This is a genomic window from Streptomyces sp. NPDC023157, from assembly GCF_055560575.1.
Genome location: NZ_JBVHIL010000001.1, coordinates 262508 through 277278 on the forward strand (window position 1 = coordinate 262508; position 14771 = coordinate 277278).

19 protein-coding genes are annotated in these 14771 nt (G+C 72.9%); 1 reads left to right on the top strand and 18 read right to left on the bottom strand.

Going from position 1 to position 14771, the window contains the following annotated elements:
- Positions 1-39: 39 nt before the first annotated feature.
- From lgt to hisI, 11 genes are all read right to left on the bottom strand, one after another.
- The gene (gene lgt / locus ACZ3ZE_RS01225; RefSeq protein ID WP_467256958.1) at positions 40-1128 is read right to left on the bottom strand and encodes a prolipoprotein diacylglyceryl transferase; all 1089 of its coding nucleotides are present in this window, start codon (positions 1126-1128) and stop codon (positions 40-42) included.
- Between the two features lie 82 nt (positions 1129-1210).
- Positions 1211-2041 (bottom strand): DsbA family protein, encoded by an 831-nt coding sequence (locus tag ACZ3ZE_RS01230; protein WP_467256960.1) that lies wholly within the window; start codon positions 2039-2041, stop codon positions 1211-1213.
- A 64-nt stretch (positions 2042-2105) separates the two neighbouring features.
- Positions 2106-2924 carry a tryptophan synthase subunit alpha gene (gene trpA, locus ACZ3ZE_RS01235; RefSeq protein WP_361164165.1) on the bottom strand — a complete coding sequence of 273 codons (819 nt, stop codon included), beginning with the start codon at positions 2922-2924 and terminating at the stop codon, positions 2106-2108.
- Positions 2921-4168 (bottom strand): tryptophan synthase subunit beta, encoded by a 1248-nt coding sequence (trpB, locus tag ACZ3ZE_RS01240; RefSeq protein WP_467256962.1) that lies wholly within the window; start codon positions 4166-4168, stop codon positions 2921-2923. The genes trpA and trpB overlap by 4 nt, the downstream gene beginning before the upstream one ends.
- Before the next feature lie 495 nt (positions 4169-4663).
- On the bottom strand, positions 4664-4909 hold the full coding sequence (gene trpM / locus ACZ3ZE_RS01245; protein WP_442304627.1) for a tryptophan biosynthesis modulator TrpM: 246 nt from the start codon (positions 4907-4909) through the stop codon (positions 4664-4666).
- A gap of 7 nt (positions 4910-4916) precedes the next feature.
- Positions 4917-5726 carry an indole-3-glycerol phosphate synthase TrpC gene (gene trpC, locus ACZ3ZE_RS01250; protein WP_361164159.1) on the bottom strand — a complete coding sequence of 270 codons (810 nt, stop codon included), beginning with the start codon at positions 5724-5726 and terminating at the stop codon, positions 4917-4919.
- A gap of 131 nt (positions 5727-5857) precedes the next feature.
- On the bottom strand, positions 5858-6349 hold the full coding sequence (locus ACZ3ZE_RS01255; protein ID WP_442304626.1) for a DUF2752 domain-containing protein: 492 nt from the start codon (positions 6347-6349) through the stop codon (positions 5858-5860).
- A gap of 77 nt (positions 6350-6426) precedes the next feature.
- Complete coding sequence (locus ACZ3ZE_RS01260; RefSeq protein WP_361164157.1) at positions 6427-6681, bottom strand: HGxxPAAW family protein; 255 nt, start codon at positions 6679-6681, stop codon at positions 6427-6429.
- Between the two features lie 114 nt (positions 6682-6795).
- The gene (locus ACZ3ZE_RS01265) at positions 6796-7455 is read right to left on the bottom strand and encodes a TIGR02234 family membrane protein (protein WP_361623671.1); all 660 of its coding nucleotides are present in this window, start codon (positions 7453-7455) and stop codon (positions 6796-6798) included.
- A gap of 25 nt (positions 7456-7480) precedes the next feature.
- Entirely contained in the window at positions 7481-8974 is a 1494-nt protein-coding gene (locus tag ACZ3ZE_RS01270; RefSeq protein ID WP_361164153.1) for an anthranilate synthase component I, read from the bottom strand.
- 11 nt (positions 8975-8985) lie between these two features.
- On the bottom strand, positions 8986-9354 hold the full coding sequence (hisI, locus tag ACZ3ZE_RS01275; RefSeq protein ID WP_361164151.1) for a phosphoribosyl-AMP cyclohydrolase: 369 nt from the start codon (positions 9352-9354) through the stop codon (positions 8986-8988).
- A gap of 84 nt (positions 9355-9438) precedes the next feature.
- On the opposite strand from hisI, the gene ACZ3ZE_RS01280 reads away from it, so the two are divergent.
- Entirely contained in the window at positions 9439-10074 is a 636-nt protein-coding gene (locus ACZ3ZE_RS01280) for a TIGR03085 family metal-binding protein (protein WP_361164149.1), read from the top strand.
- A gap of 30 nt (positions 10075-10104) precedes the next feature.
- Here the strand turns inward: ACZ3ZE_RS01280 and ACZ3ZE_RS01285 are convergent, their stop codons facing one another.
- The 7 genes from ACZ3ZE_RS01285 to ACZ3ZE_RS01315 form a co-directional block, all read right to left on the bottom strand.
- Positions 10105-11346, bottom strand: coding sequence for an MFS transporter (locus tag ACZ3ZE_RS01285; RefSeq protein WP_361164147.1), 1242 nt, complete (start codon positions 11344-11346; stop codon positions 10105-10107).
- A gap of 4 nt (positions 11347-11350) precedes the next feature.
- Complete coding sequence (locus ACZ3ZE_RS01290; RefSeq protein WP_467256964.1) at positions 11351-11938, bottom strand: winged helix-turn-helix domain-containing protein; 588 nt, start codon at positions 11936-11938, stop codon at positions 11351-11353.
- Between the two features lie 132 nt (positions 11939-12070).
- Positions 12071-12826 carry an imidazole glycerol phosphate synthase subunit HisF gene (gene hisF, locus ACZ3ZE_RS01295; RefSeq protein ID WP_351659751.1) on the bottom strand — a complete coding sequence of 252 codons (756 nt, stop codon included), beginning with the start codon at positions 12824-12826 and terminating at the stop codon, positions 12071-12073.
- Positions 12823-13236: a RidA family protein gene (locus tag ACZ3ZE_RS01300; RefSeq protein WP_467256966.1), complete on the bottom strand. Its 414-nt coding sequence runs from the start codon at positions 13234-13236 to the stop codon at positions 12823-12825. Before ACZ3ZE_RS01300 ends, hisF begins: the two co-directional genes overlap by 4 nt.
- The gene (priA, locus tag ACZ3ZE_RS01305; protein WP_361164141.1) at positions 13233-13964 is read right to left on the bottom strand and encodes a bifunctional 1-(5-phosphoribosyl)-5-((5-phosphoribosylamino)methylideneamino)imidazole-4-carboxamide isomerase/phosphoribosylanthranilate isomerase PriA; all 732 of its coding nucleotides are present in this window, start codon (positions 13962-13964) and stop codon (positions 13233-13235) included. The genes ACZ3ZE_RS01300 and priA overlap by 4 nt, the downstream gene beginning before the upstream one ends.
- A complete protein-coding gene (gene hisH / locus ACZ3ZE_RS01310) occupies positions 13961-14608 on the bottom strand; it encodes an imidazole glycerol phosphate synthase subunit HisH (RefSeq protein ID WP_361623659.1) in 648 nt (215 codons plus the stop codon). Before hisH ends, priA begins: the two co-directional genes overlap by 4 nt.
- A complete protein-coding gene (locus ACZ3ZE_RS01315) occupies positions 14605-14769 on the bottom strand; it encodes a hypothetical protein (RefSeq protein ID WP_329419812.1) in 165 nt (54 codons plus the stop codon). The genes hisH and ACZ3ZE_RS01315 overlap by 4 nt, the downstream gene beginning before the upstream one ends.
- Positions 14770-14771: the final 2 nt, after the last annotated feature.

Consider the following 14771-nt stretch of genomic DNA (forward strand, 5'->3'; position numbering starts at 1 on the left):
ATGGTCCCGACGGCCCTTCGCCGTGTGCGTGCGGCCGGGTCAGCGCCCGCCCGCGCCGGCGCCGTTGTCCACGCCGTCCTTCGCGGCGGCGTCCTCGGCCGGAGCGTCGGAGGGCTCGCCTTCCGGCGTCCTGCCCGCCTTGCCCTGCGGAGCCTCGTCGGCGGCGGCGTCCTTCGCGAGGACGTCGTCCGGGCCGGAGTCGCCGTCGGGGGCCTTGTCGCCGCCGTCCGCCTTCTCACCGGCGACGTCATCGCCCTTGTCGGCGTCGTCGGCCTTCGCGGCCTTCTCGGCCTTCTCGTCGTTCTCGTCCTTCTTCGCCTTCGGCTCCACGATCTCCTCGCGGCCCGGGCGGATCTTCGCCGAGATCACGATGTAGACGACCGCGAGGACGAAGACGATGATCGCCGTCCAGACGTTCAGCCGCAGGCCGAGGATGTGGTGCGCCTCGTCGACGCGCAGGTACTCGGTCCAGACGCGGCCCGCGCAGTACGCCGCGACGTACAGCGCGAAGGCGCGGCCGTGGCCCAGCTTGAAGCGGCGGTCCGCCCAGATGACCAGGAGCGCGACACCGACGCACCACAGCGACTCGTAGAGGAAGGTCGGGTGGTACAGGCCGGCTTCGCGGTTGGGGCCCGCGGTGATCTTCAGCGCCCAGGGCAGGTCGGTCGGCTTGCCGTAGAGCTCCTGGTTGAACCAGTTGCCCCAGCGGCCGATGGCCTGGGCGAGGGCGATACCGGGCGCGATGGCGTCCGCGTACGCCGGGAGCGGGATGCCGCGGCGGCGGCAGCCGATCCAGGCGCCGACGGCACCGAGCGCGATGGCGCCCCAGATGCCGAGGCCGCCCTCCCAGATCTTGAAGGCGTCGACCCAGTTCTCACCCTCGCTGAAGTACAGCTGGTAGTCGGTGATCACGTGGTAGAGCCGGCCGCCGACAAGGCCGAAGGGCACGGCCCAGACGGCGATGTCGGCCACGGTGCCGGCAGTGCCGCCCCGGGCGATCCAGCGCTTGTTGCCGAGCCAGACGGCGACGAAGACACCGATGATGATGCAGAAGGCATAGCCGCGCAGCGGGATCGGTCCGAGGTGGATCACGCCGGTCGACGGGCTGGGAATGTAGGCAAGGTCCATGGCAGGTCCGACGCTACCCTGCCGGGCGGGCCGTGCGGCAGCCAGCCCGGCAACTTCTCCGTAACTACCGCGACGGACGAGGTCAGCGGGTGGCGGATCCGGCGGCCGGGGAGGCGGTGCCGGCCTTCTTGCCCTTGTTGGCCTCGGCGACCCACTTCTTCAGGTTCTCCGGGGAGATCTGCTCGTTCCCCTTCGAGGGGAAGATCGATTCGCCGTTGAGCAGGACGGACGGCGTGCCGGTGAACTCGCTGGCCTTGAAGGCGTCGTTCGACTTCTTCACCCAGGCGTCGTGCGTGCCGTCCTCGACGCAGCTGCGGAAGGCGGGGGTGTCGAGTCCGGGGACCTTCGCGGCGAGCTCGATGAGCCTGCTGTTCTTCGCGTAGGCGTCGTCGGTCTCCTGCGGCTGGTTGATGTAGAGCACGTCGTGGTACTTCGTGAACTTCCCGGCGTCCTGCGCGCAGGACGCCGCGTTGGCGGCGCGCAGGGAGCCGCTGCCGCCCATGTTCCCGTCGATGAGGGTGGCGAGGTGGTACTCGGCCTTGACGGCGCCCGAGGCCTCCAGCTCGTGGACGGTGTCCCGGAAGAAGTTCTCGAACTGGGCGCAGGCCGGGCAGCGGAAGTCCTCCCAGACCGCGAGCGTCGACGGGGCGTCCTGCCTGCCCTGGGGGATGGCCGGCTTGTCGCCGCCGATGGCCCCGGTGGGGGCGACCACGGGGCCGGCCTTGTCGGAGCTGTCCTTGCCGCCGCTGTTGGCGGCGATCACTCCGACGACCGCGGCCAGGCCGAGGACGCCGACGACCGCCGCCGACACGATGAGGACGCGCCGCTGCTTCTCGCGGGCCTTGTCACGCTGACGCTGCTGTTGGAGGCGCTCCCGCGCGCTCTGGGTACCGCCACTGTTCTTCTCGCTCACGCCCACAGCAACGAACCGGGGAGGCACCACCGTGCCTCCCCGGTCCGGAATCCACCCGTATGGGTTACGGGGTGCGGCGCACGCCTTCGGCGAGTTCGGCCGCCAGTTCCCTTACGGCGTCCAGTCCGGCGCTCTCGTCGCCGTCGGCGTCGAGGATCCGCCGCACGAAGGCGGAGCCGACGATGACGCCGTCGGCGAAGCCGGCGACCTCCTTCGCCTGGCGCGCGTTCGAGACGCCGAGTCCGACGCAGACGGGCAGGTCGGAGGTGGCCCGGGTGCGGCGGACGAGGTCGGAGGCCTGCTCGCCGACCGACTCTCGGGTGCCGGTGACCCCCATGAGGGAGGCGGCGTAGACGAAGCCGGAGCCGGCCGCGGTGATCGTGGCGAGCCGCTCGTCCTTGCTGCTGGGCGCGACGACGAAGACGGTGGCGAGACCGTGCTTGTCGGCGTGCTCACGCCAGAGGGCGGACTCCTGGACCGGCAGGTCGGGCAGGATGCAGCCCGCGCCGCCGGCCGCGGCAAGCTCCTCGGTGAAGCGCTCGACGCCGTAGCGGTCGATGGGGTTCCAGTAGGTCATGACGAGGACCGGCTTGCCGGTGGCCTCGTGGGCCTCCTTCACCGTGCGCATGACGTCGGCGATCTTGACGCCGCCGCGCAGGGCGATGTCGTCGGCGGTCTGGATGACCGGGCCGTCGAGGACCGGGTCGCTGTGCGGCAGACCGACCTCGACGACGTCGGCACCGCCGTCGAAGACGGCCTTGATGGCGGCGATGCCGCCGTCCACGGTCGGGAACCCGGCCGGGAGGTAGGCGATGAGCGCGGCCCGGTTCTCCGCCTTGGCCTTGGCCAGGGTGTCGCTGAGCAGCTGAATGTTCCCGGTCACTTGGCGACCCCCTCGGCTCCGTTGTCGTACAGCCCGAAGTAGCGGGCCGCGGTGTCCATGTCCTTGTCGCCGCGCCCGGAGAGGTTGACGAGGAGCAGCGCGTCCTTGCCGAGCTCCTTGCCGATCTCCAGCGCCCCGGCGAGGGCGTGCGCCGACTCGATGGCCGGGATGATGCCCTCGGTACGGGAGAGCAGGCGCAGGGCCTGCATGGCGGCGTCGTCGGTGACGGCGCGGTACTCGCCCCGGCCGCTGTCCTTGAGATAGGCGTGCTCGGGCCCGATGCCGGGGTAGTCGAGTCCGGCGGAGATCGAGTACGGCTCGGTGATCTGACCCTCGTCGTCCTGGAGGACGTAGGAGCGGGAGCCGTGCAGGATGCCGGGCTCGCCCGCGGTCAGGGTGGCCGCGTGCTCGCCGGTCTCGACGCCGTGGCCGGCCGGCTCGCAGCCGATCAGCCGGACGGAGGCGTCCGGGACGAAGGCGTGGAAGAGGCCGATGGCGTTGGAACCGCCGCCGACGCAGGCGACGGCCGCGTCGGGCAGGCGGCCGGCGCGCTCCAGGATCTGGCGGCGGGCCTCGACGCCGATGACGCGGTGGAAGTCGCGGACCATGGCGGGGAAGGGGTGCGGGCCCGCGACGGTGCCGAAGAGGTAGTGGGTGTTGTCGACGTTGGCGACCCAGTCGCGGAACGCCTCGTTGATGGCGTCCTTGAGGGTGCGGCTGCCGGACTTCACCGCGATGACCTCGGCGCCGAGCATGCGCATGCGGGCCACGTTGAGGGCCTGGCGCTGGGTGTCGATCTCGCCCATGTAGATGGTGCAGTCGAGGCCGAACAGGGCGCAGGCGGTGGCGGTGGCGACGCCGTGCTGGCCGGCGCCGGTCTCCGCGATGACGCGGGTCTTGCCCATGCGCTTGGTGAGGAGGGCCTGGCCCAGCACGTTGTTGATCTTGTGCGAGCCGGTGTGGTTGAGGTCCTCGCGCTTGAGGAAGACGCGGGCGCCGCCGGCGTGCTCGGCGAAGCGCGGGACCTCCGTCAGGGCGCTGGGGCGGCCGGTGTAGTTGACCATCAGGTCGTTGAGCTCGCGGGCGAACTCGGGGTCGGCCTTGGCCTTGTCGTACTCGACCGCGACCTCGTCGACTGCGGCGACGAGGGCCTCGGGGATGAACTTGCCGCCGTAGGCGCCGAAGTAGCCCTCGGGGGAGGGGATCTGACCGTCCGGGTCTGGGATGAAGAACTCGCTGGACATGCGGTTGCTCCTGATACGCGTGCTGATGATGGCCACCGTATGCGCGCGCCCCCACCCACCACCCCCCAACACGAGCCACCGCCCGCTATGGGCCGCCGCCCCGCCCGTCGCGGACCGCCGCCCCCCCGTTGTGGGCATTCGTTCCGCTGGGGCTGGGGGTCCCCCCGGACGAAGTCTGGGGGAGGGTGGGCACAACGGAACGGCGCCCCTTGCCGGGCCTAGGCTCCAGCGCCTGTAGCCCAGCCCCCTTGGTGCAGGACCCTCGTGGTGAGGGTCCAGGCGCTGGGAGCGGAGGCGCCGCAGAGGGCGCCGTCCCGTGTGCCCACCCGTCCCGCCCTGCGGGACGATTGCCCACACGGGGGGTGGGCGAGGGCGGTTGCCCACGTGGGGGTGGGCTCGGGGCGGTTGCCCACGCGGGGGTTCGCGAGGGGTTGGGTGGCGGTTCGCGACGGGTTGGGGTGGCGGGGGCGCCGCCCCGTGCCGGTGCGGGGGTGGTTACGTGTTGGTGGTGTGGGTCGCGGTGCGCGCTGGGCGCGGGCGCCATCGCATGCCGTTGACCTGGCCGGGCTCGTCGCCGATGACGTACCGGACCCGGCGGCCGTGGACACGGCGGGCGGGTGCGCGGCAGCCGCGCGGCCGGCAGCCCCGGGCCAGCGGGGCGTGGGCGGTCGCGGCGGCGGTGCGGAGACGGGTACGGCGCGCCGACGGTGCTTCCGGCGTGGCGGCGCGGCGGACGGTCATGGCCGGGTCAGCTCCGGCCGTGGCGCAGGGCCGGGTGGGCGCCGGCGGCGACGAGGTCGGCGACGGCGGCCTTCGGGTCGCGGCCGGTGACGAGCGACTCGCCGACCAGGACCGCGTCGGCGCCGGCGTTGGCGTACGCGATCAGGTCGTGCGGGCCGCGGACGCCGGACTCGGCGATCTTGACGATGTGGTCCGGGATCTCGGGGCCGACGCGCTCGAAGGTGGTGCGGTCGACCTGGAGGGTCTTCAGGTTGCGCGCGTTGACGCCGATGATCCGGGCGCCGGCCTCGACGGCCCGCTCGACCTCGTCCTCGTCGTGGACCTCGACGAGCGGGGTCAAGCCGATGGACTCGGCCCGCTCGATGAGGGAGACCAGGGCCTCCTGCTCCAGGGCGGCGACGATGAGGAGGGCGAGATCCGCTCCGTACGCCCGCGCTTCCCACAGCTGGTACGCGGTGACGATGAAGTCCTTGCGCAGCACGGGGATGCCGACCCGGGCGCGGACGGCCTCCAGGTCGGCGAGGGAGCCGCCGAAGCGGCGCTGCTCGGTGAGGACGGAGATGACGGCGGCGCCGCCCTCTTCGTAGTCCGCGGCGAGCGCGGCCGGGTCGGCGATGGCGGCGAGTGCGCCCTTGGACGGGCTGGAGCGCTTGACCTCGCAGATCACCTTGACGCTGTCCCCGCGCAGTGCGGCGACGCCGTCCTTGGCCTGCGGCGCCTTGGCGGCGCGCTCCTTGAGCTCGTCGAGGGAGACCCGCGCCTGCCGCTCTGCGAGGTCGGCGCGCACGCCTTCGATGATCTCGTCGAGCACACTCACGCGAGAGGCCCCCTTCCGGGACGGTGACGGTGTTGATGAACGCCGGGGAACAGTGTTCAGCCAAGTCGATGGTATCCGCAGGTGGGCCCCGGACCCGCATCGGTTCGGGACGCGTCCCACCTGCTGGGACTTCAGGGGGCCAGCGCGGAGCCGAACGGAAGGTTCCGCACCAGGGTGAAAAGGGCCAGGACGGCCCCGATGCCCCACCAGAGGACGGGGGAGACCGCGAGGCGCATCGGGACGCCCTTGACGGCTCGAATCAGCCAGACGGTCATGACGACCGCGAAGACGCCGTAGCCGACGACGGCCAGGGCGTTCGCGCCGAAGGCGGCGCCGAGGTCGCCGTGGACGAAGGCGTGGGCGCTGCGCAGACCGCCGCAGCCGGGGCAGTAGAGGCCGGTGAAGCGGAGCAGTGGGCAGACGGGGTAGTGGCCGGGTTCGTTGGGGTCGACCGTGCCGACGTACGCGAAGGCCGCGGCGACCCCGGTGAGGGCGCCGAGCGGGGCGAGCAGCCGTCGGGCGAGGGGCTTGGGCGGCACGGCGGGGGTGTACGGGCCGGGCGGCGGCGCCCAGGGGGCCCGTACGGGTTCGGTCTCGGCTGCCGCCGTCGGCTTCGCGTCCACCCGGTGATTCTCGCCCGGGACGCGCGATGGCGCAGCCCCGCGTCGCGGGACTGCGCCATCGGAGTGACCTCGGGGTGTCAGGCGCGCGCCTTGATGCTCTCGGTGGCGGCCTCACGGGCGGCGACGACGGCGGCCGACTGCTTCGGCATGCCGAGGCCCGCGACCTTCATCACGCCACCGACGATGCCGCCGAGGACGATGACTCCGATGCCGCCCCAGAAGCCGGGGATGTTGGCGGCCACCATGAAGACTCCGGCGATGCAGAAGCCGATGAACGAGATGATGACACCGGTCCAGGCGGCCGGGGTGTGTCCGTGGGCGCTGCCCGCCATGAGTTGCTCCTCGTCGATGTTGCTCGGTGGTGACGCCTCATTCTTCCGCACATGGGGGCGCGGAGATGAATCGGGGTGCCCGAACGATCACGCGTCGCGCTCGCGGTCCGGCCGTCAGTCGCCGTGGGTGGGGTCCTCGCCGCGGTCGAGGGCCTTCCACAGGTCCTCGGGCCGGTCCGGATCGGCGGTCGCGGCGCGTCGCGTCGCGCGGGGGGCGCCGGTGCGCTCGTAGCGGCCGCCCATGGCGGGCCAGGTCTTGCCGTAGCGCAGGGCGAAGAGCCCGGCGGCCAGGATGAGGACGGCGCCGGCAGCGGTCACGTACGGCCAGACGGTGTGGCTGAGGCCGCCGACGACGGCGGCGGTGTTGCCGCTGATACGGGCCGCCTCGGCGTCCAGGGCGGCGCTGTCGGAGGCGCCGAGGACGGCGGCGAGGGCCGCGCCCGCGCCGCTGAGGGCGAGCAGGGCGGCGACCAGGGCGCGACCGGTGCGGCGGACGGCGAAGACGGCGACGAGCGCGGCGAGGCCGACGATCGCGAGCGCGGTCGGCACGCCGGTGACGGCGCCGCCGTCGGCGTGCACGGGGACGGCTCCGCCGCCGACGGCCGCGGTCCCCTCGGCCCAGATCTGGCCCGCGGAGAGCAGCACGACGGTGGCGCCGAGGGCGCCGAGCAGGAGGGCCGCGGCCAGGCTGCGGCGGGCGCCGGAGGAAGAGGCGGCGCCGCCCGTGCGGGCGGCTCGGGGCTGGGGTACGGGTACGGCACTCACGTACCCCACTATCCCCTACCGGCTCCCCGTGCGTTCATCCGGTCGTGGTCATCCGGTTGGCCGTGTGGACGGCGCGGAGCACCGCCGCGGCTTTGTTGCGGCACTCGTTGTCCTCGGCGACCGGGTCGGAGTCGGCGACGACACCGGCGCCCGCCTGCACGTACGCGGTGCCGTCGCGCAGCAGCGCGGTGCGGATGGCGATGGCCGTGTCGGAGTCCCCGGCGAAATCGAGATACCCGACACATCCGCCGTACAGGCCGCGCCGGGTGGGTTCGAGCTCCTCGATGATCTGCATCGCGCGGGGCTTGGGCGCGCCGGAGAGGGTGCCGGCGGGGAAGCAGGCGGTGAGCACGTCGAAGGCGGTCTTCCCCTCGGCGACCCGGCCGGTCACGGTGGAGACGATGTGCATGACGTGCGAGTACCGCTCGATCGACATGAAGTCGACGACCTCGACGGAACCCGGCTCGCAGACCCTGCCGAGGTCGTTGCGGCCGAGGTCGACGAGCATGAGGTGCTCGGCGCGCTCCTTGGGGTCGGCGAGCAGTTCCTCGGCGAGGTCGTGGTCCTCCTGCGGGGTGGCGCCGCGGTGCCGGGTGCCGGCGATGGGGTGGACCATCGCCCGCCCGTCCTCGACCTTGACCAGCGCCTCGGGCGAGGAGCCGACGACGTCGAAGCCGTTCTCGAAGCGGAAGAGGTACATGTACGGGGAGGGGTTGGTGGCCCGCAGGACCCGGTACACGTCCAGGGCGGTGGCGGCGCACGGCGTCTCGAAGCGCTGCGAGGGCACCACCTGGAAGGCCTCTCCGGCCCGGATGCGCTCCTTGATGTCCTCGACGGCGTCCTGGTAGGCCGGGCCGCCCCACAGGGCGGAGAACTCGGGGAGCGCGGAGGCGGGCAGGGCGGCGGGGACGGTGGCGACCGGGCGGGCCAGGTCGGCCTCCATCGCGTCGAGGCGGGCGACGGCGTCCGCGTACGCCTCGTCGACGCCGGTCTCCAGGTCGTTGTGGTTGATCGCGTTGGCGATCAGCAGGACCGTGCCGTCCCAGTGGTCGAGGACGGCGAGGTCGCTGGTGAGCAGCATGGTGAGCTCGGGCAGCCGGAGGTCGTCGCCGCCGTGCTCGCCGATGCGCTCCAGGCGGCGGACGATGTCGTAGCCGAGGTAGCCGACCATGCCGCCGGTGAACGGGGGCATGCCGCCCGCCAGGTCGCGGGGGGTGTGCAGGGTCTCGACGGTCGCCTTGAGGGCGGCCAGCGGGTCGCCGTCGACGGGGACGCCGACCGGCGGGGTGCCGAGCCAGTGGGCCTCGCCGTCCTCGACGGTCAGGGTCGCGTCGCTGCGGACCCCGATGAAGGAGTAGCGGGACCAGCTGCGCCCGTTCTCCGCGGATTCGAGGAGGAAGGTGCCGGGGCGTTCGGCGGCCAGCTTGCGGTAGAGCCCGACCGGGGTGTCGCCGTCCGCGAGGAGCCTGCGGCTGACGGGGATGACGCGGCGGTCGGCCGCCAGCTTGCGGAAGTGCTCGAGATCCATGGCGCCAGACCCTACTCGGCCGCGAGGAGGACGTCGGCGTCGAAGCAGGTCCGGGCCCCGGTGTGGCAGGCCGCGCCGACCTGGTCGACCGTGACCAGCAGGGTGTCGGCGTCGCAGTCGAGCGCGACGGACTTGACGTGCTGGACGTGACCGGAGGTGTCGCCCTTGACCCAGTACTCCTGGCGGCTGCGGGACCAGTAGGTGCAGCGGCCGGTGGTGAGGGTGCGGTGCAGGGCCTCGTCGTCCATCCAGCCGAGCATGAGCACCTCGCCGGTGTCGTACTGCTGGGCGATGGCGGGGATCAGACCGTCCTCGCTCCGCTTGAGGCGGGCGGCGATGGCCGGGTCGAGGTCGCTGGGGGTGCGGGGCGTGCTGCTCATACCGCCATTCTGCCGCGCCCGGCGGGGATGTCCGGCGGTGCGTCCACTGGGCGGACCGGCGGGCGCCGCCGTACCCTGGCGAGCATGTCGACCCATGCCAAGCGTGAACGCCTTCTGCTCGCCGACCTGTTGGAGGCGGCCGGTCCGGACGCCCCCACGCTCTGCGAGGGGTGGCGGACCCGGGACCTGGCGGCCCATGTGGTGGTGCGCGAGCGCCGTCCGGACGCGGCGGCCGGTTCGGTGGTGCCGGTGCTGAAGGCCAGGCTGGAGCGGGTGCAGGCGGAGTTCGCCGAGAAGCCGTACGAGGAGCTGGTCCAGCTGATCCGTACGGGTCCGCCGCGGCTCTCGCCGTTCACGATCAAGCAGGTGGACGAGGGCGCGAACGTGGTGGAGTTCTACGTCCACGCCGAGGACGTGCGCCGGGCGCAGCCGGAGTGGTCGGCGCGCGTACTCGACCCGGTCTTCTCCGACGCGCTCTGGTCGCGCCTGGAGAAGACCGCCCGGCTGCTCGGCCGCAAGGCCCCGGTCGGCCTGGTGCTCCGCCGCCCGAACGGGCAGACGACGGTCGCGCACAAGGGCACCCCGGTGGTGACGGTCTCCGGGGAGCCGGGCGAGCTGACGATGTTCCTGTTCGGCCGCCAGGACGTGGCGAAGGTGGCCGTGGAGGGCGAGCAGGACGCGGTGGACCGGCTGCACGAGACGAAGCAGCTGGGGATCTGAGCGACGGCTGCCGGCCCGGCTCCCTGGCCGCTACGTGGGCAGCTCGGCCTTGCGGACCGCCGGGACGACGAGACCGTAGACCCCCGAGAGGGCGCAGACGGACGCGCTCACGACGTACACCGGGCCGATGCCCCACAGGCCGATCGCCGCGCCCGTGAGCGGGTAGCTGAGCGGGGCGAGGCCGAGGGAGCAGAGGCCGGCCACGGCGGTGACGCGGCCCAGGTAGGCGGGGTCGCAGTGGGTCTGGAGGAGGGCGTTGCACAGCGCCCCGGAGAGTCCGGCGAGCAGGCCGATGGCCAGGGCGACGGCGACCGCGACGGGCAGGAGCGACGCGTAGGCGAGCGCGCCGATGGCGACGGCGCCCAGGGTCATGGTCCAGCCGCTGACGGCTCCGGCGCGCGGCACGTGGCCCCGTACCGTCAGGAGCAGTGAGGCGGCGCCCGCGCCGATGCCGAAGCCGGCGAGGATCCAGCCGATGCCGGACGCGCCCCAGTCGCGCTGCTCGGCGAGGACGGCGAGGCCGACGTTGAGCGGGCCGGCGAAGCCGAGGTCGCTGAGGAGCACGATGACCATGAGCGGGCCGAGGACGCGGTGCCCGCGCAGGTAGCGCAGTCCGTCGGCGAGGTCGCTCAGCGCGGTGCCGTCGCGGGCCTCGTCGGTGGCGGGGAGCGGGCGGAGCCGCAGCGCGCACAGCAGGGGGATCGAGAGGGCGAAGAGCACTCCGGCGGCCCCGAAGGCGGTGGCCGGGCCGCCGACGGCGACCGCGAGGCCGCCGAGCGGGCCGCCGAGGACGGCGCCGCAGCGGTACGCGAGGCCGCGCAGGCCCTGGATCCGGGCCAGCTGGTCGGTGGGGGCGATCCGCGGCGGCAGGGCGCCGACCGCGGGCAGGAACAGGGCGTCGACGGTGCCGAAGACGAGGGCGACGGCGGCGAGCGCCCACAGGCCGGGCGAGGTGAGGAAGAGGGTCGCGGCGAGGCCGAGGACGACGAGGCCGCGGACGGCGTCGGAGCCGATGACGACGCGGCGCGGGCCGAGGCGGTCGGCGATCACTCCCCCGCCGAGCATGAGCAGGGCGCGGGGCACGGCGCTGACGGCCATGACGAGTCCGGCCTGGGTGGGGGTGCCGGTGCTGACGACGGTCCAGGACAGGGCGAGGTAGTAGATGCTGTCGCCGAGCGTGGAGGCGGTGTAGGCGCCGACCCAGCGCAGGACGTTCGGGTCGCGGTGAGCGGGGCGCGCGGGGGCGGGGGCGGCGGCCGTGGCGGTGGTCATCGGCTCAGCCCCGGTACGGGAAGCCGAAGAGGTGGACGGCGACGTTCTCGCGGCCCTCGGTGTCGCCCGCGGCCTCGGCGGCGCGGGCCCGCTCGTCGTACTTCCTGAGGACCGCGTCGAGCTCCGCGCCGAGCGCGCCGAGTTCGGCGGCGGTGAGCCGGGGCAGCCACTCGGAGCTCAGGGCGGCGGCGCGCCACTCCTCGGGCCAGGTGTTCCGCTCGTCGAGGAAGCGGCTGTGCATCTCGGTGCGCTGCGCGTTGACGGTGTGGCCGAACGCGGCGGTCGCGGCGGCGAGTTCGGGCGCGCCCCGGAGGTCCTCCTCGCGGATGCTGAACCCGTAGGAGCTGGGCTGCCACCAGCGCTCGCGGCCGTCGGCGGACTGGTTCGCGGCCTCTTCGATGAGACCGTGGTCGGCCAGCTTGCGCAGGTGGTAGCTGACGAGGGAGACGGCCTCGTCGACCTGGTCGGCGAGCTGCGAGGCGGTGGCGGTGCGGGCGACGAAGAGGGCGCGGTAGAGGCGCATCCGCAGCGGGTGGGAGATGGCTTTGAGGGTGCCGAGATCGGTGATCCGGCGGTTCTCCGACGAGGTCATGTCAGGAACTCTAGATAGGAAAGAAAACTTGCGCAATGGATCTTGCGCAAATAATCCAGTGCATCTGGGCGCGAAAAAGGCCCCCGGAACCCGGGGGCCTCTCCGCACAGCCTGCGTCCGTACAGCCTGCGCTCAGCGGACCTGGTGGCCCGCCTCCTTCAGCGCCTGCTTGACCTCGCCGATCCGCAGATCGCCGAAGTGGAAGACCGAGGCCGCGAGCACCGCGTCCGCGCCCGCCGCGATGGCCGGCGGGAAGTCGGACAGCTTGCCGGCGCCGCCGGAGGCGATCACCGGCACGGTCACGTGCTTGCGCACCGCCGCGATCATCTCGGTGTCGTAGCCGTCCTTCGTGCCGTCCGCGTCCATCGAGTTGAGCAGGATCTCCCCCGCGCCCAGCTCGGCGGCCCGGTGCGCCCACTCGACGGCGTCGATGCCGGTCCCCCGGCGACCGCCGTGCGTGGTGACCTCGAAGGAGCCCGTCTCGGTGCGGCGGGCGTCCACCGACAGGACGAGGACCTGACGGCCGAAGCGCTCGGCGATCTCACGGATCAGCTCGGGGCGGGCGATGGCGGCCGTGTTGACGCCCACCTTGTCCGCGCCGGCCCGCAGCAGCTTGTCGACGTCCTCGGCGGAGCGGACCCCGCCGCCGACGGTCAGCGGGATGAAGACCTGCTCGGCGGTGCGGCGCACCACGTCGTAGGTGGTCTCCCGGTTGCCCGAGGAGGCGGTGATGTCGAGGAAGGTGAGCTCGTCGGCGCCCTCGGCGTCGTACAGCTTGGCCATCTCGACGGGGTCGCCCGCGTCCCGCAGGTTCTGGAAGTTGACGCCCTTGACGACCCGGCCGTTGTCCACGTCCAGGCAGGGGATCACGCGTACGGCGAGACTCATGCGGCGCCTCCCTCGGTGGCGTCCGGGCGGTACGCCTCCACCTCGACCTCGACGACCAGACGCGGGTCGACGAATCCGGAGACGATGATCATGGACGCCGCGGGGCGGACGGCGTCGAAGAGCTCCTTGTGGGCCCGGCCGACCTCGTCCACGTCCCGCGCGTGCGTGAGGTACATGCGGGTGCGGACGACGTGCTCGGCGCCCAGACCCAGCTGCTTCAGGGCCTCGAAGGCGACATGGAAGGAGTTGACGGCCTGGTCGTACGGACCGCCGTCGGCGATCGCGCCGCCGACCACGGAGGTGCAGCCGGCGACCAGCACGGTCCCGTTCGGCAGCTCCACCGCGCGGGAGTAGCCGAACTGCTCCTCCCAGGGGGCGCCGGTCACGACCTTGCGCACGGAGTCGCTCATACGGCGGCCACCGCCCGCAGGGCCTCTTCCAGGGTGAACGCCTTCGCGTACAGCGCCTTGCCGACGATCGCGCCCTCGACGCCCAGCGGGACCAGACCGGACAGGGCCCGCAGGTCGTCAACGGAGGAGACGCCGCCGGAGGCGACGACCGGCTTGTCGGTGGCCGCGCAGACGTTCCGCAGGAGCTCCAGGTTGGGGCCCTCCAGGGTGCCGTCCTTGGCGATGTCGGTGACCACGTAACGGGCGCAGCCCTCGGAGTCGAGGCGGGCCAGCGTCTCGTACAGGTCGCCGCCGTCGCGGGTCCAGCCGCGGCCGCGCAGGGTCGTGCCGCGCACGTCCAGGCCGACGGCGATCTTGTCGCCGTGCTCGGCGATGACCTTGGCGACCCACTCGGGCGTCTCCAGGGCGGCGGTGCCCAGGTTGACGCGGGTGCAGCCGGTGGCGAGCGCCGCGGCCAGCGAGGCGTCGTCGCGGATGCCGCCGGAGAGCTCGACCTTGATGTCCATCGCCTCGGTGACCTCGCGGACCAGCCGCCGATTGTCGCCGGTGCCGAAGGCGGCGTCCAGGTCGACCAGGTGCAGCCACTCGGCGCCGGAACGCTGCCACGCGAGGGCGGCCTCCAGGGGCGAGCCGTAGGAGGTCTCCGAGCCGGACTCGCCGTGCACGAGCCGGACGGCCTGGCCGTCGCGGACGTCGACGGCGGGGAGGAGTTCGAGCGCGCTGGTCACAGGGTTCCGATCCAGTTGGTGAGGAGCTGGGCGCCGGCGTCGCCGGACTTCTCGGGGTGGAACTGGGTCGCCCACAGGGCCCCGTTCTCCACCGCGGAGACGAACGGCTCGCCGTGGGTGGACCAGGTCACCTTGGGGGCACGGATGTGCGGGTTGCCGATCTCCAGCTCCCACGCGCGCACCCCGTAGGAGTGCACGAAGTAGTAGCGGGTGTCGGCGTCCAGGCCGGCGAACAGCTCGCTTCCCTCGGGGGCGTCGACCGTGTTCCAGCCCATGTGGGGCACGACCGGCGCGTCCAGCGGCTCGACCGAACCGGGCCACTCGTCGAGCCCCTCGGTCTCCACGCCGTGCTCGATGCCGCGGGCGAAGAGGATCTGCATGCCGACGCAGATGCCCATGACCGGGCGGCCGCCGGAGAGCCGGCGCCCGATGATCCAGTCGCCGCGGGCCTCCTTGAGCCCCTCCATGCAGGCGGAGAAGGCGCCGACGCCGGGGACGAGGAGGCCGTCGGCGTTCATGGCGCGCTCGTAGTCGCGGGTGATCTCGACGTCGGCGCCGACCCGGGCGAGGGCGCGCTCGGCGGAGCGGACGTTGCCGAAGCCGTAGTCGAAGACGACGACCTTCTTGGGGCTGCCGACGCTCATGACCACACGTCCAGCCGCAGCACACCGGCCGCCAGACACATGGCGGCGCCGATGGAGAGCAGCACGATGAGGCCCGCGGGCATCTTCTGCTTGGCGAAGGAGTAGATGCCGCCGAGCAGGAAGAGACCGACGACGATCAGGATGGTGGAGAGGCCGTTCACTT

Coding starts and splice junctions, on each gene's coding strand:
- lgt (WP_467256958.1), bottom strand. CDS start 1,128: ATGGACCTTGCCTACATTCCCAGCCCGTCGACCGGCGTGATCCACCTC.
- trpB (WP_467256962.1), bottom strand. CDS start 4,168: ATGTCCAGCGAGTTCTTCATCCCAGACCCGGACGGTCAGATCCCCTCC.
- trpM (WP_442304627.1), bottom strand. CDS start 4,909: ATGACCGTCCGCCGCGCCGCCACGCCGGAAGCACCGTCGGCGCGCCGT.
- ACZ3ZE_RS01260 (WP_361164157.1), bottom strand. CDS start 6,681: ATGGCGGGCAGCGCCCACGGACACACCCCGGCCGCCTGGACCGGTGTC.
- ACZ3ZE_RS01270 (WP_361164153.1), bottom strand. CDS start 8,974: ATGGATCTCGAGCACTTCCGCAAGCTGGCGGCCGACCGCCGCGTCATC.
- hisI (WP_361164151.1), bottom strand. CDS start 9,354: ATGAGCAGCACGCCCCGCACCCCCAGCGACCTCGACCCGGCCATCGCC.
- ACZ3ZE_RS01280 (WP_361164149.1), top strand. CDS start 9,439: ATGTCGACCCATGCCAAGCGTGAACGCCTTCTGCTCGCCGACCTGTTG.
- ACZ3ZE_RS01285 (WP_361164147.1), bottom strand. CDS start 11,346: ATGACCACCGCCACGGCCGCCGCCCCCGCCCCCGCGCGCCCCGCTCAC.
- ACZ3ZE_RS01290 (WP_467256964.1), bottom strand. CDS start 11,938: ATGACCTCGTCGGAGAACCGCCGGATCACCGATCTCGGCACCCTCAAA.
- hisF (WP_351659751.1), bottom strand. CDS start 12,826: ATGAGTCTCGCCGTACGCGTGATCCCCTGCCTGGACGTGGACAACGGC.
- ACZ3ZE_RS01300 (WP_467256966.1), bottom strand. CDS start 13,236: ATGAGCGACTCCGTGCGCAAGGTCGTGACCGGCGCCCCCTGGGAGGAG.
- hisH (WP_361623659.1), bottom strand. CDS start 14,608: ATGAGCGTCGGCAGCCCCAAGAAGGTCGTCGTCTTCGACTACGGCTTC.